The sequence below is a fragment of the Prosthecomicrobium sp. N25 genome (assembly GCF_037203705.1).
Taxonomy (GTDB): Bacteria; Pseudomonadota; Alphaproteobacteria; order Rhizobiales; family Ancalomicrobiaceae; genus Prosthecodimorpha.
On sequence record NZ_JBBCAT010000001.1, the window covers coordinates 957,981 to 979,851 of the forward strand.

Below are 21,871 nucleotides of genomic sequence, written 5' to 3' on the forward strand. Positions count from 1 at the left end.
CTATTCAAGATTTCTGTTGCAATGTCGCCTTCCAGGCCGAAGACATTGGAGGCGACGGTCCATGTTCACGAGGTTGCTCGAGCTTGCGAGGGAGGGCTCGACCGAGAAGCGGCGGGAGCTGTTCGTCGCGGTCTCGGACCTGTTCGTGGAGGGCGTGGACCGTTACAGCGACCGCGAGGTGGTCCTCTTCGGCGAAGTCCTCGGGCGGCTCCTGGAAGCTGCGCCGATCGAGGACCGGATCGCCGTATCCCGGAAGGTCGCACCCATGTCCAAGACCCCGCGCGACTTCGTCCTGAGGCTCGCCGACGACGAGGCTCCGGTGGCCGAGCCCGTGCTCGAACGATCCCCCGTCCTGACGGTTGCCGACCTGATCGAGCTCGCCGGCCGCAAGAGCGACGATCATCGCGTCGCCATCGCGCGGCGCCCGGTGCTCCCCGAGGTCGTGACCGACATCCTCGTCGACCGCGGCGGCCCGATCGTGCTCGAGACCGTGACCGAGAACCAGGGCGCCCGCTTCTCCGGCCGCTCGCAGTCGCTGCTCGCCGAGCGCGCGGCCGCCAGCCGCCGCCTCGCCGAGGCCTTCGCACGCCGTACCGACTTTTCGCCGACCCTGATCGACGGGGTCGTCCGCATCCTGACACCGGCCGCCCGGCGCTCCCTCGGGGAGCGCGCCGATGTCGACGGTCTCGTCGACGACGCGGTGACCACGCTCGCCTTCGCCCGCGCCGAGGCGCAGCGGCAGCGCATGGAGGCCCGCGGCTTCGCCGCCGACATCCAGGACGGCCGCCGGGGGATCGACGAGATCCTGTCCCTGCTGGTCGGGCAGCGCCGCGTGCTCGACATCGCTTGCGTGCTGTCCGTGCTCGCCGAGGTGCCGGAGAGCCACGTCGCCAACGCCATGCAGAAGCCGAGCGGCACGGCCGTCGCGGTGATCTGCAAGCATCTCGACGTGTCGCCCGCCGTCTATGCGGAGTTGGCGCGTCTGCGCGGCGACCGCCTGTGCCTCAGCGAGGACGAGATCGACCTGATGCTGTTCGAGTACCGGGACATGACCCCCGGCACCGCCGACCGCGCCCTCAAGTTCCACCAGAAGCGGAATACAAGCCGGTACGGCCGGTCCTGATCCTGGCGGCGGCCCCGCCGCCTCGCCATATGCCCCGGAGGGCCGCAAGTTGCGCGGCCGCTGCCGGAGGCCGCCCCATGACCGACAAGCCCGCCCCCGCGACCCGCACCGAGACGGACACCATGGGGTCCGTCGACGTGCCCGCCGATCGCTACTGGGGGGCCCAGACCCAGCGCTCCATCGGAAACTTTCCGATCGGCACCGACCGTTTCCGCTGGGGCCGCCCTGTGATCCGCGCGCTCGGCATCCTGAAGCGCGCCGCCGCCGAGGCGAACGCGGAGCTCGGCGAACTCGACCGCACGAAGGCCGACCTGATCATCCGCGCCGCCGACGAGGTCATCGCCGGCGGCCTGGACGCGCATTTCCCGCTGGTCGTGTTCCAGACCGGCTCCGGCACCCAGTCCAACATGAACGCCAACGAGGTGATCTCCAACCGGGCGATCGAGCTCGCCGGCGGCCGCATGGGGTCGAAGGACCCCGTCCACCCCAACAACGACGTCAACCACGGCCAGTCCTCGAACGACACCTTCCCGACGGCCATGCACATCGCCGTGGTGGAGGAGCTGCACCGCCGCCTGTTCCCCGCCGTGGAACGGCTGCGCGACACGCTCGCCGCCAAGGCCGCCGCCTACGCCGACGTGGTCAAGACCGGCCGGACCCACCTCCAGGACGCCACCCCGATCACCCTCGGCCAGGAGATCGGCGCCTGGGTCGCCGGTCTCGACTTCGGCCTCGGGGCCGTCCGCCGCGCATTGCCGGGCCTCCACGACCTGGCGATCGGCGGCACGGCGGTCGGCACAGGCCTCAACGCCCACCCCCAATTCGGCGACCGCGCCGCCGCCCGGATCGCCGCCCTGACCGGCCACCCCTTCCGGTCCGCTCCCGACAAGTTCTTCGCGCTCGCCGCCCACGACGCCCTGGTGGACGTCTCGGCCGCGCTCCGGACCCTCGCCGGCAGCCTGATGAAGATGGCCAACGACGTGCGCTGGCTGGCGAGCGGCCCGCGCACCGGCATCGGCGAGATCCTGATTCCCGAGAACGAGCCCGGCTCGTCGATCATGCCCGGCAAGGTGAACCCGACCCAGTCCGAGGCCCTGACCATGGTCTGCGTGCAGGTCTTCGGCAACGACGTCGCCGTCGCCTTCGCGGGCACCCAGGGCAATTTCCAGCTCAACGTCTTCAAGCCGGTGATGGTCCACAACGTCCTGGAGAGCCTGGGGCTCCTCGCCGACGCGGCCCTCGCCTTCGAGGAGCACTGCGCGCGCGGCATCGAGCCGAACCGCGCCCGCATCGCCGAGAACCTGGAGAAGAACCTGATGCTGGTGACGGCGCTGAACCGCCATATCGGCTACGACGCCGCCGCCGCGATCGCCAAGGCGGCCCACAAGTCCGGCAGTACGCTGCGCGAGGCGGCCCTCGCCTCCGGCAAAGTCACGGCCGAGGATTTCGACCGCATCGTCGTGCCGCTCGAGATGACCCGGCCCTGATCGGGCCGGGCGGATAGCATCCACCGGCGAAGCATTCACCGAGTCATCAGCGCTTCTCTCTCTGTCATGCCCGGGCTTGTCCCGGGCATCCAGACCGCGCGCTCAGTCTTCGCGAGGTGCATTGCCGGGGCGAGCCCGGCAATGACAGATCGAAACGTCGGACCTTGTCGGGGCCGTTGGGGATAGGCCGCGGCCTCACCGGTCCTGCTGGTAGCCCTGGTTGGTCGTGTTCTGCTTAATGTTGCCCCAGCGGCCCTCTTCCTCGAGGTTGTCGGGCCGCTTCTCGACCGACGTGTCGGCCTCCGGGCGCTCGGCGTCGCCGGTGCCCTTGGGGCTGCGCTGGTCCTTCGGCACGGGGGGCATCTTGGCTGTCATGGCTGTCTCCCTTTCGGGAGCCAACGTCCCGGGCCGGAAGGCGGTTCCGGCCCGGTTCGGGGGGAGGGCAGGGGGGCGGGTCAGCCGCGCAGCACCGCCCCGGTCGCCTTCGCGGCGGCGGCCACCACCTTGGCGCCGAGCGCCTCGATCTCCTCGTCCGTCATGGTCTTGCCCTGCGGCTGCAGGACGACCTCGATGGCCACGGACTTCTTGCCCTCGCCGATCGCCGGACCGCGGAAGACGTCGAAGACGCCGACCTCCGTGATCAGGGTCTTGTCGGCCCCGCGCGCCGCCTTGACGAGCCTGTCAGCCTCCACCGCCTCGTCGACCACGAAGGCGAAGTCGCGCCGCACCGGCATCAGCTCGGAGACCGACAGCGCGCCCTTGGAGCGGGTCGGCCGGGCCTTCGGCTCCGGCACGGCCTCGAGCATCACCTCGAAGGCGACCAGCGGGCCGCCCACGTCGAGGGCCTCCAGGAGCCGCGGGTGCAACTCGCCGAAGACCGCCAGCACGTTCTGCGGCCCGAGCTGGAAGACGCCCGAGCGGCCCGGGTGGTACCAGGCCGGCGCGGTCCGCGCGAGCTGGACCCGGTCGACCGGCGCGCCGAGCGCCTCCAGGACCGCCAGCGCGTCCGCCTTCGCGTCCGCCCACGAGACCGTCGGCGCGCTGCCCGACCAGTGCCGTCCGGCCCCGGTCATCACCGCGGTGCCCCGCCTGACGCCGCTCGCATGGGTCTTCTGATCCTCCGGGCGATCGCCGCGGAACACCTGGCCGACCTCGAACAGGGCGACGTCGCCGAGGCCCCGGTCGGCGTTGCGCTGGGCCGCGCCGAGAAGGCCGGGCAGCAGGCTGGGCCGCATGTCGGAGAGGTCGGCGGCGATCGGGTTGGCGAGCGCCAGCGCCGGCTGCCCGCCGCCGAACTGCTCGGCCTCCGCCTTCGACACGAAGGACCAGGTCACCGCCTCCATCATGCCGCGCGCCGCCAGCGTCCGCCGCGCGCGCGACCGGCGCACCTGCAGGAGCGTCAGCACCTTCTCGCCGACCGAGCCCATGCGCTCGAGCGGCTTCAGCGGCACGTTCTTCAGGCCGTGGATGCGCACCACCTCCTCGACCAGGTCGGCCTTGCCGTGGATGTCGCCGCGCCAGGACGGCGGCGAGACGCGGAACTCGTCGGTCGCCGAGACGACGATGAATCCGAGCCGCTCCAGGATGTGCTTCACCTCGATCCAGTTGAGGTCGAGCCCCGAGAGGCGCTTCACCTCCGAGAGCGGGAAGGTGATGATCCGGTCCGGATCGGGCGCCGCCCCGACGCGCACCACCTCGGACGGCTCGCCGCCGCACAGGTCGAGCACCATCCGGGTCGCGAGCTCGATCCCGGGCCCCAGGAAGGCCGGGTCGACGCCGCGCTCGAAGCGGTAGCGCGCGTCCGATACGATGCCGGTCCGCCGGCCTGTCTCGGCGATCTTCAGCGGGTCGAAATAGGCGCACTCGATGAAGACGTTGCGCGTCTCCTCCGAGCAGCCCGTGTCCTCCCCGCCGATGATGCCGCCGAGCCCGAGCACAGCCCGGTCGTCGGCGATGACGCACATCCGCTCGTCGACCGCGTAGGTCTTGTTGTCGAGCGCCAGGAAGCTCTCCCCGGTCCGGCCCATGCGGGCCCGGATCGTGCCGGTGAGCTTGTCGGCGTCGTAGACGTGGAGCGGCCGCCCGCGGTCGAGCGAGATGTAGTTGGTGATGTCGACCAGCGCGTTGATGGGCCGTAGCCCGACCGCGCGCAACCGCTTCTGCACCCACTCCGGGCTCGGCCCGTTCCGGACCCCGCGGACATACCGGCCGAAGAAGGCCGAGCATGCGGCCGAATCCTCGGGCGCGAGCGCCAGTTCGACCTTCTGCGGGGAGGGGAAGAGCCCGTGGATGCCGCGCATCGGGTCCGGCTTCAGGGTGCCGAGGTCCGTCGCCGCGAGGTCCCGCGCGATGCCGCGCACGCCGGTGCAGTCCGCCCGGTTCGGCGTCAGCGAGACGTCGATGACCGGGTCGTCGAGCTCCGCATAGGCCACGTAGGAGAGGCCCACCGGCGCGTCCGACGGCAGTTCGATGATGCCCGTGTGGTCGTCGGAGAGCTGCAGTTCCGCCGCCGAGCAGAGCATGCCGCGGCTCTCCACCCCCCGGATCGTGCCGACCCCGAGTGTGATGTCCTTGCCCGGGATGTAGGTCCCGGGCGGCGAGAAGACGGACTTCATGCCGGTGCGGGCGTTCGGGGCGCCGCAGACGACCTGCACCGGCTCGCCGTGGCCGGTATCGACCATGCAGACGCGCAGCCGGTCCGCGTTCGGGTGCTGCTCGGCCGAGATCACATACGCGACCGTGAAGGGCCGGAGCGCCTTCGCCTTGTCGTCGACGCCCTCGACCTCCAGGCCGATCATCGTCAGCGTCTCGACGATCTCGTCGAGCGACGCGCTCGTGTCGAGGTGGTCCTTCAGCCAGGAAAGGGTGAACTTCATGGGATCTGTCCTCGGTGGACCGGACCGCCGGTCAGCGGACGAGCGCGGCGAGCGCCGCGACGAGGAGGATGGGGATGAAGCCGATGGTCGCCACCGTCGCGACCCGGAGCGCCTTCCGGTAGACGTTCTTCCGGACCGAGATCTGGTAGGTCATCCGGTCCAGGATCAGGTCGACCGTCAGCGTCTCGTCCATGCGGAAGTCGAGCGCACCGAACACCCGGGTGCAGCGCAGCAGCATCGCGGCGAGCGCCGCGAAGAGGCTCGCCAGCACGGCGGCCAGCAGCGCGATCAGGCGTGGCCCGAAGGTCGCGATCATGGCGCCCACCGCGATGAGCAGGCTGCAATGGACGAGCAGCATGGCAATCTTCTGGTCGATCGCCTCGAGCTGCTTCTCCAGGAAGGCGTCGCGCCGGGCGTATTCCGGGTGCGTCGCCATGATCTCGCGCACGCGGACATACGAACTCTCGTCGCGTTCGCCCGCAAAATCGAGCACGAACTCGTCGAGCTTGGCTACGATCGCATCCATCATCGGTCCCGTTCTCCCGGTCGCCGCGCTCATGCCGCGCTCAATCCCCCGAACAGCGTGGGAAGGTCGAGCGGCCTGAAGCCGTAGTGCTTGAGCCAGCGCGCGTCGGCGTCGAAGAAGGCTCGCAGGTCCGGCATGCCATACTTGAGCATGGCGATCCGGTCTATGCCCATGCCCCAGGCGAAGCCCTGGTACTCGTCCGGATCGATGCCGCCGAACTTCAGCACGTTCGGATGCACCATCCCGCAGCCGAGGATCTCCAGCCAGTCGTTCCCCTCGCCGAACTTGATCTCCGGTCCGGAGCGGTCGCAGCGGATGTCGACCTCCATGGACGGCTCCGTGAACGGAAAGAAGGACGGACGGAAGCGCATCTCGACGTGCTCGACCTCGAAGAAGGCCTTGCAGAACTCCTGCAGGACCCACTTCATCGTTCCGATGGTCGATGTCTTGTCGATGACGAGGCCCTCGACCTGATGGAACATCGGCGTGTGCGTCTGGTCGGAGTCGCACCGGTAGGTCCGCCCCGGGATGATCACGCGGATCGGCGGCTTCTCTCGCTCCATCGTGCGGATCTGCACCGGCGAGGTGTGGGTGCGCAGGAGCATCCGCTCGCCGTCCGTCTTCGGCTGGAAGAAGAACGTGTCGTGCATCTCGCGCGCCGGGTGCCCGACGGGGAAGTTGAGCGCCGTGAAGTTGTAGTAGTCGGTCTCGATGTCGGGCCCCTCGGCGATGCGGAAGCCCATGTCGGCGAAGATCGCCGTGAGTTCGTCGACCACCTGGCTGATCGGGTGGATGCGGCCTTCCGCCGCCGGGTTGGGGCGGAGCGGCAGGGTGACGTCGACCGTCTCCCGCGCCAGCCGCGCGTCCAGGGCCGCGGCTTTCAGGGTCTCCCGCCGGCGCGCGAGCGCCTCGGTGACGCGGTCCTTCACGGCGTTGATCGCCGCCCCGGCGGTCCGGCGCTCCTCCGGGGCCATGCCGCCGAGTGTCTTCATGCGTTCGGAGACGGACCCCTTCTTGCCGAGCGCCGCCACGCGCACGGTCTCCAGGGCCGCCTCGTCGGCCGCCGCCTCGATCTCGCCGAGGATGGTCCGTTCCAGGGTCTCGATGTCGCTCATGGGCGAAAATCCGGTCAGGGGATCGGGAGCGGGGGCTCGGAACACGCAAAAGCCCCGCCGGGGCGGGCGGGGCTCTCTTCGGGGTCCGGAGGACCCGGGGATCGATGATGAATGCCGATCCGGCGCGAGCGTCCCGCGATCAGGCCAGGGCGGCCTGAGCCTTGGCGACGAGGGCCTTGAACGCGTCCGGCTCGTGGATGGCGAGGTCCGACAGCATCTTGCGGTCGACCTCGACGCCGGCCTTGTTCAGGCCGTCGATAAATCGGCTGTAGTTCAGGTTCCAGTCGATGTCGCGCACGGCGGCGTTGATCCGCTGGATCCAGAGGGCGCGGAAGTTCCGCTTCTTTATCCGGCGGTCGCGGGTGGCGTACTGCATCGAGCGGTCGACGGCGGCCTTCGCCGTCCGGATGGTGTTCTTGCGGCGGCCATAGTAGCCCTTGGCGGCCTTCAGCACCTTCTTGTGCTTGGCGTGGGCGGTCACACCGCGCTTCACACGAGCCATGGTGGTTCTCCTATCGGGTCAAAGTCGTTCGTTGCGGATCGGGTTCACGCGTAGGGCATGAACTTGCGGATGATCCGCGCGTCGGGCTCGGCGAGCACGGTGGTGCCGCGGGCATTGCGCACGAACTTCGCCGTGCGCTTGATCATGCCGTGGCGCTTGCCGGCCTGCTGGACCTTGACCTTGCGGGTGGCCGTGAGCTTGAAGCGCTTCTTCGCGCCGCTCTTGGTCTTCATCTTGGGCATTTTGCTCTCTCTATGCCTTGCGGAGACGGTGGGGCGGCCCGAAGGCCACCCGAGCGCGCCGGCCGGTCGCCGGCGCGAGAACCCCCGTCATCCTGAGTTGATCTGGGTTCGAGCCTTCATGAACCGCCACGGCATGCCCTTACGCCGGTCGGTCCGAAAGACGGCCGGGTTATAGGATCATGGCGCGGGAAATGCAACGGGGCGGGCGTGCCTTCGCGCGGCGCCGCGCCGCCCCTTGAGTTGCCGGGCCCCTTCGAGAAGGATGGAGGCGTCGAACCCGGCTCCCTCGTGACGGATCAAGCCATGCCAGACCGCAAGATCGGCAGCGCCGCCGCCCGGCAGAAGCCGGCGAGGCCGGCCCGCGCCCCGGCCGAGGAGGCCCCGGACGGCCTCGGCCGGCAGGACCGCATCATCCTGCGCGCCCTGCAGGCCGATGCCCGGCTGACCACCGCCGAACTGGCCGAGAAGGCCGCCATGTCCACCTCTCCCTGCTGGCGCAAGGTGAAGCGCCTGGAGGAGGAGGGCTACATTACAGGCTACCACGCCACCGTCGACCCCAAGAAGCTCGGCTACGGCGTCCAGGCCTACGTGCTCGTCGGCACCGACACCACGGCCGAGGACCAGACCAACGCCTTCGAGGAGGCCGTCCGGGCCATGCCCGAGGTGCTCTTCTGCACGGGCGTGTCCGGCAGCGACGACTATATCCTCCATGTCGTCGCCCGCGACCTCGACGACTTCTACGAGAGCGTCTTCAACCGCATCCGCCGCCTGCCGCTCGTCCGCCGCACCCAGACCATGTTCGCCATGAAGTCGGTGAAGGCCTCCCTGGCCGTGCCGATCCCCTGAAGGAGGAGACCCGTGGCCGTCGATCCGCATTGGGAACGCGAGTTCAATCCCCGCCTGTCCGTCCCCGACGCCCCCGCCCTCTACGCCGACTGGCCGGTCCGCGCCGCCGGCACCCGCGCGCGGCGCCCTCCGGAGACCGTGGCGTATGGCACCCACCCGCGCGAGGCGATCGACATCTTTCGCGCCCCGGACGCCCGCGGCGCCCTCCTCTTCTTCCACGGCGGCTACTGGCGGGCCTTCTCCAAGGAGGACTTCTCCTGGGTCGCCGACGGCTTCGTCGACCAGGGCCTGACGGTTGCGGTCGCCGGCTACCCGCTCTGCCCGGACGTGACCCTCGCCCGCCTTTGCGAGTCGGCGCGCGCCGCCGCCGAGGCGCTCTGGCGCGACCACCTGTCCCCCTCCGAGCGCGCGCGCTTCGTCGTCAGTGGCCATTCGGCGGGCGGCTACCTGACCGCCCTGATGCTCGCCACCGACTGGACCGCCCGCGGCCTGCCCGTGAGCCCCTTCGCGGCCGCGCTTTCGGTCTCCGGCGTCTTCGACCTCACCCACTTCGTCGAGACCAGCATGAACGAGGTCGTCGGCCTGTCCCCGTCCGATGCCGCGGCCCTGAGCCTGACGACGTCGGCGGTGCGGGCCCCGTGCCGCCTCGTCCTCGCCGTCGGGGCCGAGGAATCGGCCGAGTTCCACCGCCAGAGCGAGGGCCTGGCGAGGGCCTGGGCGGACCTCGCGCCGGAGGTCGTCGACCTCGCCGGTCGCAATCACTTCACGATCCTGGAGGATCTCGTTTCGCCCGGGGGGCCGCTCAATCGTCGCGTGACGGCCGCCCCCTGAAGGGGATCAGTCGAGCACCCGGGGCCCGGCCTCGTCGATCCGGAGCACGGTGAGCCGGTTCGTCGCGTAGGCGCCGGTGTCGATGTTGATGCGGTTGGCCCGGAAGTCGACCGCGTTCACCGGCGTATGCCCGTGCACGACGATATGGCCGAAGTCGTGGTTTGACTTCAGGAACTCGCTGCGGATCCAGAACAGGTCGTCGGGCCGCTGGGCCTCCAGCGGGACGCCGGGCTTCAGTCCCGCATGGACGAACACGTAGGACCCGAAGCGCGCCCAGGAATGCGTCGCGCCGAGGAAGCGGAAGTGCGACTGCGGCAAGAGCGCCTTGAAGGCGCGCGCCAGGTCGGCCGCGTTCTGGCTGCCGGCCTGCACCATCCACGGCTCGACCCCGTAGGACAGGATGGTCGGCACCGCGCCCATGTCGAGCCAGTCGCCGAAGAGAGCGTCCTCCCCGAGGGCCTCGATGAGGGTGGCCTCGTGATTGCCCCTGAGGAACACGCAATCGACCGTCTCGGCCCGTCGGATCAGGCGCTCGACGACGCCCCGTGAGTCCGGCCCGCGGTCGATGTAGTCGCCCACGTAGATCTCGATCGGCTCCTCGCCCTCGAGCGTCGCCCGGTCCGCGTCGAGCCGTGCGAAGGCCAAGTCGAGCGCGTCCGAGCGGCCGTGCACGTCTCCGATGGCGTAGAGGACGCGCCCCGCCGGCGCCGGCGGGTAGGCCACCGGCTGGGCAGTCCGGAAACGACTGATCAAAGCCCCGAGCACCATGTCCTGTCCCTAACACTGTACCGGTCGGCCGTGATCCGGAAATGTCCGGATCCGGACGGGAGGACAAAGCAAGCAATAACGGTGCCGAGTGTCGCCGAGCAGCTCCGTAACTTCAATAGGCCTTGTCGTCGCGCCACACCTTCAGCGCGGTAAGGCCGAGGATCTTCACGTCGAGCCAGGGGGACCAGTTGTTGATGTACCAGAGATCGTGCTCGACGCGCGCCTCCATGTCGGCGATCTCCCGCGTCTCGCCGCGATGGCCGTTGACCTGTGCCCAGCCGGTGATGCCCGGCTTGACGTGCTGGCGGTACGCGTAGGTGGCGATCACGTCGTCATACTGGTCGTCGTGCGCGAGGGCGTGCGGGCGCGGGCCGACGATCGACATCTCGCCCTTCAGCACGTTGATGAGCTGCGGCAGCTCGTCGAGGCTCGTCTTGCGCAGCACGGCCCCGAGCGGCGTCACCCGCTTGTCGCCCTTCTGCGCCTGCGCGATGGCGGGCCCGTTCTCGGTCACCGTCATGCTGCGGAACTTGAGGATCCGGAACGGCTTGCCGCCGAAGCCGCGCCGGTCCTGTGCGAACAGGATGGGCCGGCCGGTCTCGACCAGGATGGCGAGCGCCACGGCGGCCAGCAGCGGCGAGATCATGACCAGGATGCCGCCGGCCACGACCGCGTCGAAGCCCCGCTTGACCAGCCGGTCCGTCATGGTGAGCGGTGCCCGCCGGATCTCGTAGCCGGTGATCGCCCCGTAGCGGACCTGCCGCCGGCCGAGCACCCGGTTGATCGCCGGGTCGGCCATCAGGATGACCGGCACGGGCAGGGGGGACAGCGCATTGACCAGTTCGTCGATCGCCCGTTCCTCGCGCCAGCGCCCGAAGACCAGCACCGAATCGCAGCGCCGTCCGGCGAGCACGGACCTGACGGTCTGCAGCGCGACCAGGCAGTCCCGCGCGAAGCCGCGCGAGCCCGGCGCCATGATGTGGCTCGCCAGGATGGCGACGCCGCGCTCGGCCAGGCGGTCGCGAATCGCGCCGTACTCGCCGGGATGGCCGAGCAGAATCACGACGACCGACTGGAGCGAAGCCCTGCGGGCCTTGAAGCGCCGGGAGAGCTGGGAGGCGAGGAACCCGTGGCCGAACGCCAGCAGCATGCCGGACTGCGCCAGGAACAGCGCGGTCCCCGGCGTCCGGTATGCCCCCTCGACCCGGAACAGGAAGGCCGAGGCGACCAGGATGGCGGCCACCGCCAGCCAGCTCGTCGCAACCAGAAGGAGCTGCTCCCTGACGACCCCGACCCGATCGCTGCCGTAGGCGCCCCGCAGCCCCATCAGGCCGGCGAACAGGATCGCGGCCAGAACGGAAACACGGGTGAGCCCGTCCTCCACGCCGGCCCCGGCGGGAGCCAGCCGCTGGGCGAGCATGCCGGTGCCGACGATCAGCGCGGCATCGAGGAGGACGAGGCAGAGCTGGAGGAGTTCCCGGGCGTGCCCGATCCTCGGGGAGCGCAGGGCGGGGCCGTGGGCCCACATCGAGTCCTGCTCGTCGTTCCAATCGGTGTGAACCATCCGGAGGTGTCCGCCTTGATTGGATTTGCTTAACCCTGACCCGTAGCGATAACCGATTTTTTGCGCTGCAGAAAGACACGGCACACATCACAGGATTGCAGAAATGCAAGAATCGTCGGCAGCGCGACCGCGACCCGGCGGGACGCGGACACCGTGACGCAGTTCGATATGTCTATACAATTGACAGCATCCGGACCTTCTGATGTGATCGGCCGCTGTCCCGTTGAGGAGGTCGACCCATGCCTGTTCGTGGTCTTCTTGCCGCCGCGGCTCTCGCCGCATTCGCCCTGTCGGGTCCCGCCGCGGCCCAGACGAAGATCGGCCTCGGGATCTCCGGCTGGACCGGGTTCGCCCCGCTGACCCTTGCCGACAAGGCCGGAATCTTCGCCAAGAACGGCCTCGACGTGTCCATCAAGAAGATCCCGCAGAAGGACCGCCACCTCGCCATCGCGTCGGGCGACATCCAGTGCGCCGCCACGACGGTCGAGACCTGGGTCGTATGGAACGCCGCCGGCATCGCCACCAAGCAGATCTTCCAACTGGACAAATCCTACGGCGCCGACGGCATGGTGGTCCGCAACGACCTCAAGTCGATCGCCGACCTCAAGGGCAAGACCGTGGCGGCCTCCGCCCCCGGCACCGCACCCTACTTCACGCTCGCCTGGTTCCTGCGCAAGAACGGCCTCTCGGTGAAGGACGTCAACGTCGTCAACATGGAGCCGGGCCCCGCCGCCCAGGCCTTCATAGCCGGCCAGAACGACGCGGCGATGACATACGAGCCCTATCTCTCCTCCGTCCGCGACAAGCCGGAAGCCGGCAAGATCATCGCCACCACCCTCGACTATCCGATGATCATGGACACGGTCGGCTGCACGCCGAAGTTCCTGGAGGAGAACCCGAAAGCCGCCAAGGCCCTCGCCGACAGCTACTTCGAGGCGCTCGACATGATCGCCAAGGAGCAGGCCAAGGCCTACGAGATTATGGGCGCCGACGTGAAGCAGACCGGCGACCAGTTCGGCGCCTCCGCCAAGTACCTGCGCTGGCAGGACAAGGCGGCCAACCAGAAATTCTTCGCCGACGAGATCTTCCGCTTCTCCGAGGAGGCGGCCGCCGTCCTCCTGGAGGTCGGCATCATCAAGTCGAAGCCGGACATCAAGACGCTGGTGGACGACCGCTTCATCAAGTGATCGCCGGCTCGGCGGGTCCCTGCCGCCTTGCAGTGTGGCCCGCCGTCCGGTCCGGGAGGCCCGCCCCCGGCCGGCCTTGCGGACGGGCGCATCCATGCCGGCGTCCGGACGTCCCCCGGCCTGTCTTGTCGCGGAGTGCTCATGAAGCCGCTGGAGCCGATCTCGCCCGCCGCCCGGACGATCCTCGGGATCCTGTTCTTCGTCCTGTTCTTCGCGGCCTGGGCCTACGCGACCCTCGGCGGCTTCGTCTCGCGGACCTTCCTGGCCGACCCGGTCACGATGGTCCGGGACGGCTGGTCGCTGCTGGTCGACTACGGCTTCCTGAAGGACATCGGCATGACGGTCTGGCGGGTCGTCGGCGGCTTCGTGCTCGCCGCGATCCTGGCCGTGCCGCTCGGCATCCTGATGGGCGCCTACAAGCCGGTGGAGGCCTTCTTCGAGCCCTTCGTCTCCTTCGCCCGCTACCTGCCCGCCTCCGCCTTCATCCCGCTGCTGATCCTTTGGGCAGGGATCGGCGAGTTCCAGAAGCTCCTCGTCATCTTCATCGGTTCGGTGTTCCAGCTCGTCCTCATGGTGGCGATCGCGGTCGGGTCGACCCGCCGCGACCTGGTGGAGGCCGCCTACACGCTCGGCAGTCGGGACGCCGGCATCGTCCGCCGGGTCATGATCCCCGCCAACGCCCCCGAGATCGCCGAGATCCTCCGGCTGGTGCTCGGCTGGGCCTGGACCTACGTGATCGTCGCCGAGCTGATCGGCTCCTCCTCGGGCATCGGCCACATGATCGTCGACAGCCAGGCGCTGCTCGCCACCGGTCAGATCATCTTCGGCATCATCGTCATCGGCGTCATCGGCCTCGTCTCGGACTTCCTGTTCAAGGCGATGAACCGCCGGCTCTTCCCCTGGACCTTCGCATGACGAAACTCGCCGTCGAGGGCGTCTCCCGCGTCTTCCCCGGCCGCCGCGGCGGCAAGCCCACGCGCGCGCTGGAGCCGACCGACCTGACGGTCGCTGCCAACGACTTCATCACCGTCCTCGGCCCCTCGGGCTGCGGCAAGTCCACGCTCCTGCGCATCGTCGCCGGCCTCGACCGGCCGACCGCCGGCCGCGTCCTCCTCGACGGGCGTCCGGTCACCGGGCCGGGCCCCGACCGGGGCATGGTGTTCCAGTCCTACACGCTCTTCCCCTGGCTGACGGTCGCCGAGAACATCGCCTTCGGGCTCGCCGAGAAGGGCATGCCGGCGGCCGAGCGTCGCGAGATCGTCGCCGCCTACATCGACAAGGTCGGCCTGCGCGGCTTCGAGCACCATTGGCCGAAGCAGCTCTCCGGCGGCATGCAGCAGCGCACCGCCATCGCCCGCGCGCTCGCCAACGATCCCGAGATCCTGCTCCTCGACGAGCCCTTCGGGGCCCTCGACAACCAGACCCGCGGCCTCATGCAGGAACTCCTGCTCGGCATCTGGGAGCGCGAGCGCAAGACCGTGCTGTTCGTCACCCACGACATCGAGGAGGCGATCTTCCTCGCCTCCCGCGTCGTCGTGATGACCGCGCGCCCCGGCCGCATCAAGGCCGACATCCCTGTCGATCTGCCCCATCCGCGCGACTATCGCCTGAAGACCACCCCCGACTTCTCCGCCCTCAAGGCCCGCCTCACCGAGGAGATCCGCGCCGAAGCCGTGCTCGCCGCCACGGAGCATTGAGTCGCGCGCGACGCCGCCGGCCTTCCCGCCGCCATGGCCCTCCCGCATCATCGCCTCGAGACCTGATTCGGGATGCCGATGTCCTTCTTCGCCCGCCGCCCCGTCCTGCCGGCCCATGTCGACCTGGACCTCGGGGACGGGCGCACCGCCCGTGTCGCGGTCCGGCAGGAGCCGCGCGCCCGCCGCTATTCGCTGCGCATCCCGACCGCCGGGGACGCCCCGGTCCTGACCTTGCCGCGCACCGGCCGGCTGCCCGAGGCGCTCGCCTTCCTGGAGCGCCACCGCGGCTGGCTCGCCGACCGCCTCGCCCGCCGTCCCGCCGCCATCGCGTTCGAGCACGGGGCCCTGCTGCCGCTGCGCGGGACGCCGCACCGGGTCTTCCATCGTCCGGACCTGCGCGGCACCGCTTGGGTCGAGACCCTCGGCGAACTCCCGCACATCATGGTCACCGGCGCCCGTGAGCACTTGCCCCGGCGCCTGACCGACTTCCTGAAGCGCGAGGCCCGGCGCGACATCGAGCCCGCCGTGGCGCTCCACGCCGGCCGCCTCGCCGTCCGCCCGACCGCCATCCGCCTCAAGGACACGCGGAGCCGCTGGGGCTCCTGCACGGCGACCGGGGAGCTCTCCTTCTCCTGGCGGGTGATCCTCGCCCCGCCCTTCGTGCTCGACTACCTGGTCGCCCACGAGGTCGCGCACCTGCGCGAGTTGAACCATTCCCACCGCTTCTGGCGCGCCGTCCGCGAGACATGCCCGGACATGGACCGTGGCCGGGTCTGGCTGAAGCGGCACGGCACGCTGCTCCACGCCTACGGCGCCTGACGGCCGGCCGCCTCCGCCAGGAAGGCCATGACGGCCTCGAGTTCGTGGAAGAGCGGCACGTCCGGCCGCGGCGGCGGAGCCACGAGAATGACCGGAAGCCCGAGCCGCCGCGCCGCCTCGATCTTCGGATAGGTGGCCGCGCCGCCCGCGTTCTTGGTCACCAGGACGTCGATGCGCCGGTCCTGGAGGAGCCGGATCTCCGCCGCGAGGTCGAAGGGCCCCCGGTCGAGGAGCAGGTCGGCCTGCGCCGGCATCTCGGCCGGGTCCGGCGCGTCGATCGTGCGGACCACGTAGTGATGCTGCCCGGCGGCCCGGAAGTCGGCGACCCCGAGCCGCCCGATGGTGAGGAGCACCCGCCGCGGCGCCGGCCCCAGCGCCGCCGCGGCCGCGGAATTGTCGGGCACTTCGGTCCACTGGTCACCGTCGACCGCCTGCCAGGGCACCCGCGAGAAGGCGGCGAGCGGCACCCGGGCCGCGCGGGCCGCCTCGGCGGCGTGGGCCGACATGCGCGCCGCGAAGGGATGGGTGGCATCGACCAGCGCGCCGATGCCCTCGGCGGCGAGATGGCGCGCCAGCCCTGCGGCGCCGCCGAATCCGCCGATCCGGACCGGCAGTGCCTGGGCGGCCGGCTCCCGCGTGCGGCCGGCGAGCGACAGGGTGGCGTCGAAGCGCGGGTCCCCCGCGAGCCGCCGGGCGAGCAGCCCCGCCTCCGTGGTCCCCCCGAGGACCAGCACCCGGAGGGGTTTCAAAGCTCCGTCCTCAGCGCCCAGAGTTCCGGGAACAGCACCACCCCCAGCATGCGCTTGAGGTAGTCCACCCCCGAGGTCCCGCCCGTCCCGCGCTTGAAGCCGATGACTCGCTCCACCGTCGTCACGTGGTTGAAACGCCAGCGCCGGAAATAGTCTTCGAAGTCCACCAGCTTCTCGGCGAGCTCGTAGAGCTTCCAATGGGTGCCCGTGTCCCGGTAGACCGCCGTCCAGGCCGCCTTCACGCTCTCGTCCGGCGCATAGGGCTGCGTCACGTCGCGGTCGAGGACGGCGGGGTCGACCGGCAGGCCCGACCGGGCGAGGAGCCGGATCGCCTCGTCGTAGAGGCTCGGCGCCGCGCGGATCGCTTCCAGCCGGGCGACGAGGTCCGGCCGGTGCTCGTGCGGCTTCAGCATCGCGGCGTTGCGGTTGCCGACGAGATACTCGATGGCGCGGTACTGGTAGGACTGGAAGCCTGAGGACTGGCCGAGCGCCGTCCGGAACGTGGTGTAGTCCGCCGGCGTCATGGTCCGCAGCACGTCCCAGGCGTTGTTCAGCTGCTCGAAGATCCGCGACACCCGCGACAGGATCTTGAAGGCGGGCTCCAGGTCGTCCCGCGCGACCGCCCGCATCGCCGCCGTGATCTCGTGGATGGCGAGCTTCATCCAGAGTTCCGACGTCTGGTGCTGGATGATGAAGAGCATCTCGTCATGCGCCGCGGTGAGCGGATGCTGGGCCGACAGGATCGGGTCGAGCGACAGATAGTCGCCGTAGGACATGCGCCCGGCGAAGCCCGTCACGGCCCCGTCCCGGGCCGGATCCTCCGGATCGCCGCTCATGTCACCTTGGCCCTCACCTTGAACTCCGGCCGGTCCCAGAGCCGGTCGCTCATGATCGCCGCGAGCGTCGCGGCGGCGTCGAGCACCTCGCCATGCGAAAGGTACAGCGGCGTGAAGCCGAAGCGGATGATGTCCGGTGCCCGGAAGTCCCCGATCACGCCGCGCGCGATCAGCGCCTGCATGACGGCGTAGCCCTCCGGCGTGCGGAACGAGATCTGGCTGCCGCGCACCGCCGGGTCGCGTGGGCTCGCCAGGACGAGATCCGGGCAGGTCGCCGCGACGGCCGCCACGAAGAGCGCCGCCAGCGAGGCCGACTTGGCGGCGAGCACCGCGAGGTCGACGCCCTCGAAGACGTCCAGCGCCGCATCGAGCGCCGAAAGGCCGATCACCGAGGGCGTGCCGGCGCGCAGCCGGTCGATGCCCGCCGCCGGCCGGTAGTCGAGATCGAACGCGAAGGGCGCCGCGTGGCCCATCCAGCCCGAGAGCGCCGGCTCGACCGCCTCCTGGTGGCGCGGCGCCACATACGCGAAGGCCGGCGCGCCCGGCCCCCCGTTCAGGTACTTGTAGCCGCAGCCGATCGCGAAGTCGGCGCCCGCCCCGGCGAGGTCGACCGGGAAGGCCCCCGCCGAATGCGCCAGGTCCCAGATGGTCAGCGCCCCGGCCGCCTGCGCCCGCGCGGTGAGGGCCGGCATGTCGTGCCGACGCCCGGTGCGGTAGTCGACCTCCGTCAGCATCAGGACCGCCAGGTCGTCCCCGATCGCGTCCGCGACCGCCTCCGGGGCGACCACGTCGAGACGGTGCCGGTCGCCGAGGAGGCGGATCAGGCCCTGCGCCATGTAGAGGTCCGTCGGGAAGTTCCCCCGGTCGGAGAGGATGCGGGTCCGCCCCGGCCTCAGCCGCAGCGCCGCGGAGAGCACCTTGAAGAGGTTGACCGATGTGGAGTCCGCCGCCGTCACGCTGCCCGGCTCCGCGCCGATCAGCCGCCCGATCTTGGCGCCGACCCGCGCCGGCAGGTCGATCCAGCCGGCGCTGTTCCAGCTCCGGATCAGCCCCTCGCCCCACTCCGTCTCGACCGTCCGGGCGACCCGCGCCGGCACGGCCTTCGGCATCACGCCGAGCGAATTGCCGTCCAGGTACACGATCCCGGGCGGGACGGCGAAGAGGTCCCGCCGGCCGGCAAGCGGATCCGCCGCGTCCCGCGCCGCCGCCTCGCGCCTCAGCGCTTCCGTGACCACGCGCGCCTCCTATTACTTTAAGTTTAAAGTAAACCCCCTCCGAATAGCCGTCAAGCGCTCGCAGACCACGTCCGCCGAACGAATTGCTTGAAACTCGGACCGTTCAGGGTTCAAACATTAGGCACGCGACCCGGGGGACGACATGGACGGCGACGATCAGATCGACATCGAGGCGATCGTCCGGCACGAGCCGGCCGGGCACAAGATCGAACTCCGGCTGTGGCTGCGGGTCCTGTCCTGCGCGAACATGATCTCGGACGAGATCCGCCGCCGCCTGCGCGCCGAGTTCGACGTGACCCTGCCGCGCTTCGACCTTCTCGCCCAACTCCGGCGGGAGCCCGAGGGCCTGCGGCTCGGCGAACTCTCCAAGCGCATGATGGTGACCAACGGCAACATCACCGGCCTCGTCGACCGGCTGGTCGAGGAGGGGCTCGTCCGTCGCGAGCCTGTGCCGGAGGACCGCCGGGCCGCCGTGGTGCGCATGACGCCGGACGGCGAGGCCGTGTTCGCCCGCATGGCGGCCGCGCACGAATCCTGGCTCGGCGAACTCTTCGGCGACGTCGAGCCGAAGCTGCTCGCCGAGCTCCTGAAGGATCTCGAGGTGCTCAAGGCTTCCGTGGTCCGCCGCCGCTCGGCTCCGGACTGAGGCGGCAGGCCGCCGGTACGCCGGTACGGCCTGCCGCGCAGGCCGCTCAATGCCCCATGTGCGCCTTCGGGTCGCCGGCCCCCGCGCCCATGTCCGCGTGGCCCGCGGGCATGGCCCCGATCGCCTCGACCTTGAACTCCACCGCGATGGTCCCGGCCTTCTCGAAGGTCAGGCTGCCCTTGACGCTCTCGCCGGCCGCCAGCGGCCGCTTGAGCTCCATGAACATGAGGTGGTAGCCGCCGGGTTTGAACTCGACCGTGGCGCCCGGGGCGATCTCCACGCCCTTCGGCATCTCGCGCATCCGCATCACGCCGTCGACCACCGACATCTCGTGAATCTCGACCCGTCCGGCGACCTCGCTCGTGCCGGACAGCAGGCGGTCGGGCGTGCTCCCGGAATTGGTGAGCTTCACGTAGCCGCCGCCGACCTGCGCCCCGGGCGGCGTCGCCCGCGCCCAGGGATGCCCGATGGCGATGTCACCGAGCGTGTAGCCGTGCGCCATGACGAGCGCGGACGAGAGGGCGAGCCCGAAGGCCGCCGCCGAAAGGGTGCGGAACATGAAGCAACTCCGATCAGGAACCGCTGCGGCGGGTTCGTCCGCGCCAGCCGGTCCCGGTATAGGGATAAGGGGTGAAATCCGGATCCGTCAGGCGGACAGGGGCGGGCCGCGCGAGGCCGGCGCATGGCGCGTCGCCGGCTCGGCGAGGCTCGCCGGGAGGGATCCGCCCAGGATCGCCTTCCCGTCGGGGGCGACGAGAGACGGTGCGGCCGGAGCCGGCAGGCCGGGAGCGCCGGCGATCAGGCAGGCGTCGCACATCGCCAGGACATGCGGGCCGGCCGGAGCCCCGTCGTCCACGGCGCAGATCGCCGGGACCGTTCCGTCCGGCAGCGCATAGGCCGCCAGGAGCGCGGGCGCGGGCCGGTCCGGCTGCAGCCCGAGGGGCCGGTGGGCCGTCCCGAACAGGACGGCGGCCAGCATCGCTAGCGCGGCGACGGTGGCGGCAAGGGTCCTGTGGCGCAGGGCGGCGAGCATGCCCGGCACCCTGCTGCCGGCGCCCGGCCTTGTCAATCGGCGCTGCTCCGGATGCGTGCGGCGCACCGGAGCACACGCCACCTACGGTCCTCCGCGCCGCACCCGCGGCTCGCGGCCGGCCCGGAAGGGCCGCTGCGGCGCCTGGCCCTTGGGATGGCCGGGCTCGGTCCGCCAGCCCACGCCGGCGACCACGACCGTGCGATTGCCGCGGAAGTCGGTCTCGGCGCGGATCAGGCCGCGCTCGCTCATGTAGCTGAGGAGCCAGCGGCCGCGCGAGGGCGAGTGGCTGCCGTAGGCGCGCGCCAGCGCCTCGTCGGCCGGGCAGGGCGCCTGTTCGTGCGCCGCGCGGGCGACCAGCAGGAAGACCCCCTGCATCTCCTCCGGCAGCACCTCCGCCATCGCGAGCACGGGCTGCCATGCCGGATCCTCGGCCTCTCCCGAGAGGCCGGCCCGGGCCAGGGCGAGGCGCCGCCGAAAGGCGCCGAGATCCTCCGCCGCGCCGTCCAGCCGGTGCACCCGGCAGTGGAACAGGAAGTCCTGGTAGACGAGCGGGACGGGCCGGAACCCGGTCTCCGGGTCGGCCAGGATGTCCCGGTAGATGCCGTCGAGGATCGCCTGCTTCTCCGCGGCGCTGCGCTGGTCCGCCGGTTCCTCGATCCGCTCGGGCACGCGCGGCGCGGCCGCCCGCGCCGACGCCACCTTGCCGAGGATCTCGGCGGTGCGCGGCGCCTTCGGCGCGACGGGGGCGGCAGGGGCGGGAAGGGGAGCCTGGCCGGGATCGAAGATCAGCGCCTCCAGGTCCGCCGGTGCCGTCTCGGGCATCGGCATCAGGGACGGGCGACCGCTCCGCGACGCGGTCTCCACAGGCCCGATCCGGACCTCCACCGGCCGCCGCGACAGGGCCGGCCCGAGCGCCACGAACTGGCCCGAGGACAGATCCCGGAAGGCCTCCGCCTGCCGCCGCTCCATGCCGAGGAGGTCGGCCGCCCGCGCCATGTCGATGTCCAGGAAGGTCCGCCCCATCAGGAAGTTGGACGCCTCCGCGGCGACGTTCTTGGCGAGCTTCGCGAGGCGCTGCGTGGCGATGATGCCCGCGAGGCCCCGCTTGCGGCCGCGGCACATGAGGTTGGTCATCGCCCCGAGCGAGGCCCGCCGCGCGTCGTCCGCCACCTCGCCGGCCGCCGCCGGCGCGAAGAGCTGCGCCTCGTCGACGGCGATCAGCATCGGGAACCAGGCCTCGCGCTCCGCGTCGAAGAGCCCGTTCAGGAAGGCCGCCGCGCAGCGCATCTGCTCCTCGGCGTCGAGGCCCTCGAGATCGAGCACCGCCGAGGCCCGGTGGCGCCGGATGTTGAGGGCGATTCGCGCGAGGTCCTCCGGGCTGCGCTCGGCGTCCACGATCACGTGGCCGTAGCGCTCCGCGAAGGTGACGAAATCCCCCTCCGGGTCGATGATCGCCTGCTGGACGTGGGGCGCGCTCTGCTCCAGGAGGCGGCGCAGAAGGTGCGATTTGCCCGAGCCGGAGTTCCCCTGGACCAGGAGGCGCGTCGACAGGAGTTCCTCGAGATCCATCAGCAGGCTCTCGCCCGTGCCGCACCGCCCGAGTTCGATTCCGATCCGCATCCCGCGACCCGAGTTCTCAAGGATTGTCCGGCCGGACCCTAGCACGCCGAACCCCCGCGCAATCGGCCAAGCCGCGGAACTCCACAGGAGATCGCACCCTGCCGCTGCCGCTTCGCGCCGTCATGGCGCCGGCGCCAGGAGGCGCGTCCTCCGCTAGAATGGCGCGGGG

The 21,871-nt window shown here is 70.7% G+C and carries 23 protein-coding genes; 9 read left to right on the forward strand and 14 right to left on the reverse strand.

Translation table 11 applies throughout. The features are described from left to right. Positions 1–61 precede the first annotated feature (61 nt). Together WBG79_RS04405 and fumC are read left to right on the forward strand one after the other, a co-directional pair. Positions 62–1,123, forward strand: a complete 1,062-nt coding sequence (locus WBG79_RS04405) for a DUF2336 domain-containing protein (RefSeq protein WP_337355890.1) — start codon at positions 62–64, stop codon at positions 1,121–1,123. A 77-nt stretch (positions 1,124–1,200) separates the two neighbouring features. Further along, positions 1,201–2,610: a class II fumarate hydratase gene (gene fumC, locus WBG79_RS04410; RefSeq protein WP_337355891.1), complete on the forward strand. Its 1,410-nt coding sequence runs from the start codon at positions 1,201–1,203 to the stop codon at positions 2,608–2,610. A 195-nt stretch (positions 2,611–2,805) separates the two neighbouring features. Here fumC and WBG79_RS04415 read toward each other — a convergent pair whose 3' ends face one another. The 6 genes from WBG79_RS04415 to rpmI form a co-directional block, all read right to left on the reverse strand. Next, complete coding sequence (locus tag WBG79_RS04415; RefSeq protein ID WP_337355892.1) at positions 2,806–2,985, reverse strand: hypothetical protein; 180 nt, start codon at positions 2,983–2,985, stop codon at positions 2,806–2,808. Between the two features lie 80 nt (positions 2,986–3,065). Continuing rightward, a complete protein-coding gene (gene pheT / locus WBG79_RS04420; protein WP_337355893.1) occupies positions 3,066–5,486 on the reverse strand; it encodes a phenylalanine--tRNA ligase subunit beta in 2,421 nt (806 codons plus the stop codon). Positions 5,487–5,517: 31 nt separating this feature from the next. Beyond that, positions 5,518–6,015 carry a hypothetical protein gene (locus WBG79_RS04425; protein ID WP_337355894.1) on the reverse strand — a complete coding sequence of 166 codons (498 nt, stop codon included), beginning with the start codon at positions 6,013–6,015 and terminating at the stop codon, positions 5,518–5,520. 26 nt (positions 6,016–6,041) lie between these two features. Beyond that, positions 6,042–7,127, reverse strand: coding sequence for a phenylalanine--tRNA ligase subunit alpha (pheS, locus tag WBG79_RS04430; protein ID WP_337355895.1), 1,086 nt, complete (start codon positions 7,125–7,127; stop codon positions 6,042–6,044). A 139-nt stretch (positions 7,128–7,266) separates the two neighbouring features. After that, a complete protein-coding gene (gene rplT / locus WBG79_RS04435; protein WP_337355896.1) occupies positions 7,267–7,629 on the reverse strand; it encodes a 50S ribosomal protein L20 in 363 nt (120 codons plus the stop codon). A gap of 44 nt (positions 7,630–7,673) precedes the next feature. Then, positions 7,674–7,871, reverse strand: coding sequence for a 50S ribosomal protein L35 (rpmI, locus tag WBG79_RS04440; RefSeq protein WP_337355897.1), 198 nt, complete (start codon positions 7,869–7,871; stop codon positions 7,674–7,676). 303 nt (positions 7,872–8,174) lie between these two features. Between rpmI and WBG79_RS04445 the strand changes: the two genes are divergently transcribed. Together WBG79_RS04445 and WBG79_RS04450 are read left to right on the forward strand one after the other, a co-directional pair. After that, entirely contained in the window at positions 8,175–8,717 is a 543-nt protein-coding gene (locus WBG79_RS04445; protein ID WP_337355898.1) for an Lrp/AsnC family transcriptional regulator, read from the forward strand. 12 nt (positions 8,718–8,729) lie between these two features. After that, complete coding sequence (locus WBG79_RS04450) at positions 8,730–9,548, forward strand: alpha/beta hydrolase (protein ID WP_337355899.1); 819 nt, start codon at positions 8,730–8,732, stop codon at positions 9,546–9,548. A 6-nt stretch (positions 9,549–9,554) separates the two neighbouring features. On the opposite strand, the gene WBG79_RS04455 is transcribed toward WBG79_RS04450, so the two are convergent. Together WBG79_RS04455 and WBG79_RS04460 are read right to left on the reverse strand one after the other, a co-directional pair. Then, complete coding sequence (locus tag WBG79_RS04455; RefSeq protein WP_337355900.1) at positions 9,555–10,271, reverse strand: metallophosphoesterase family protein; 717 nt, start codon at positions 10,269–10,271, stop codon at positions 9,555–9,557. 157 nt (positions 10,272–10,428) lie between these two features. Then, positions 10,429–11,880 carry an exopolysaccharide biosynthesis polyprenyl glycosylphosphotransferase gene (locus WBG79_RS04460; protein ID WP_337355901.1) on the reverse strand — a complete coding sequence of 484 codons (1,452 nt, stop codon included), beginning with the start codon at positions 11,878–11,880 and terminating at the stop codon, positions 10,429–10,431. A 239-nt stretch (positions 11,881–12,119) separates the two neighbouring features. On the opposite strand from WBG79_RS04460, the gene WBG79_RS04465 reads away from it, so the two are divergent. The 4 genes from WBG79_RS04465 to WBG79_RS04480 all read left to right on the forward strand — a co-directional run bounded on the left by WBG79_RS04465 (position 12,120) and on the right by WBG79_RS04480 (position 15,583). Beyond that, the gene (locus WBG79_RS04465; RefSeq protein ID WP_337355902.1) at positions 12,120–13,067 is read left to right on the forward strand and encodes an ABC transporter substrate-binding protein; all 948 of its coding nucleotides are present in this window, start codon (positions 12,120–12,122) and stop codon (positions 13,065–13,067) included. A gap of 141 nt (positions 13,068–13,208) precedes the next feature. Continuing rightward, positions 13,209–13,982 (forward strand): ABC transporter permease, encoded by a 774-nt coding sequence (locus tag WBG79_RS04470; RefSeq protein ID WP_337355903.1) that lies wholly within the window; start codon positions 13,209–13,211, stop codon positions 13,980–13,982. After that, complete coding sequence (locus WBG79_RS04475) at positions 13,979–14,764, forward strand: ABC transporter ATP-binding protein (RefSeq protein ID WP_337355904.1); 786 nt, start codon at positions 13,979–13,981, stop codon at positions 14,762–14,764. Before WBG79_RS04470 ends, WBG79_RS04475 begins: the two co-directional genes overlap by 4 nt. A 72-nt stretch (positions 14,765–14,836) precedes the next feature. After that, a complete protein-coding gene (locus WBG79_RS04480) occupies positions 14,837–15,583 on the forward strand; it encodes a M48 family metallopeptidase (RefSeq protein ID WP_337355905.1) in 747 nt (248 codons plus the stop codon). On the opposite strand, the gene WBG79_RS04485 is transcribed toward WBG79_RS04480, so the two are convergent. The 3 genes from WBG79_RS04485 to kynU are packed head-to-tail and all read right to left on the reverse strand — an operon-like array spanning position 15,571 to position 18,388. Beyond that, positions 15,571–16,332, reverse strand: coding sequence for a cobalt-precorrin-6A reductase (locus WBG79_RS04485; protein ID WP_337355906.1), 762 nt, complete (start codon positions 16,330–16,332; stop codon positions 15,571–15,573). The two genes, WBG79_RS04480 and WBG79_RS04485, sit on opposite strands and share 13 nt — an antisense overlap. Further along, positions 16,329–17,168: a tryptophan 2,3-dioxygenase gene (kynA, locus tag WBG79_RS04490; RefSeq protein WP_337355907.1), complete on the reverse strand. Its 840-nt coding sequence runs from the start codon at positions 17,166–17,168 to the stop codon at positions 16,329–16,331. The genes WBG79_RS04485 and kynA overlap by 4 nt, the downstream gene beginning before the upstream one ends. Then, on the reverse strand, positions 17,165–18,388 hold the full coding sequence (gene kynU / locus WBG79_RS04495) for a kynureninase (RefSeq protein WP_337357886.1): 1,224 nt from the start codon (positions 18,386–18,388) through the stop codon (positions 17,165–17,167). Before kynU ends, kynA begins: the two co-directional genes overlap by 4 nt. A 157-nt stretch (positions 18,389–18,545) precedes the next feature. Here kynU and WBG79_RS04500 point away from each other — a divergent pair, with 157 nt between their 5' ends. Next, positions 18,546–19,049, forward strand: coding sequence for a MarR family winged helix-turn-helix transcriptional regulator (locus WBG79_RS04500; RefSeq protein ID WP_337355908.1), 504 nt, complete (start codon positions 18,546–18,548; stop codon positions 19,047–19,049). 46 nt (positions 19,050–19,095) lie between these two features. On the opposite strand, the gene WBG79_RS04505 is transcribed toward WBG79_RS04500, so the two are convergent. The 3 genes from WBG79_RS04505 to WBG79_RS04515 all read right to left on the reverse strand — a co-directional run bounded on the left by WBG79_RS04505 (position 19,096) and on the right by WBG79_RS04515 (position 21,702). After that, positions 19,096–19,608: a copper chaperone PCu(A)C gene (locus tag WBG79_RS04505; protein WP_337355909.1), complete on the reverse strand. Its 513-nt coding sequence runs from the start codon at positions 19,606–19,608 to the stop codon at positions 19,096–19,098. Between the two features lie 87 nt (positions 19,609–19,695). Beyond that, entirely contained in the window at positions 19,696–20,082 is a 387-nt protein-coding gene (locus WBG79_RS04510; protein ID WP_337355910.1) for a hypothetical protein, read from the reverse strand. An 81-nt stretch (positions 20,083–20,163) separates the two neighbouring features. Continuing rightward, a complete protein-coding gene (locus WBG79_RS04515; protein ID WP_337355911.1) occupies positions 20,164–21,702 on the reverse strand; it encodes an ATP-binding protein in 1,539 nt (512 codons plus the stop codon). Positions 21,703–21,871 lie beyond the last annotated feature (169 nt).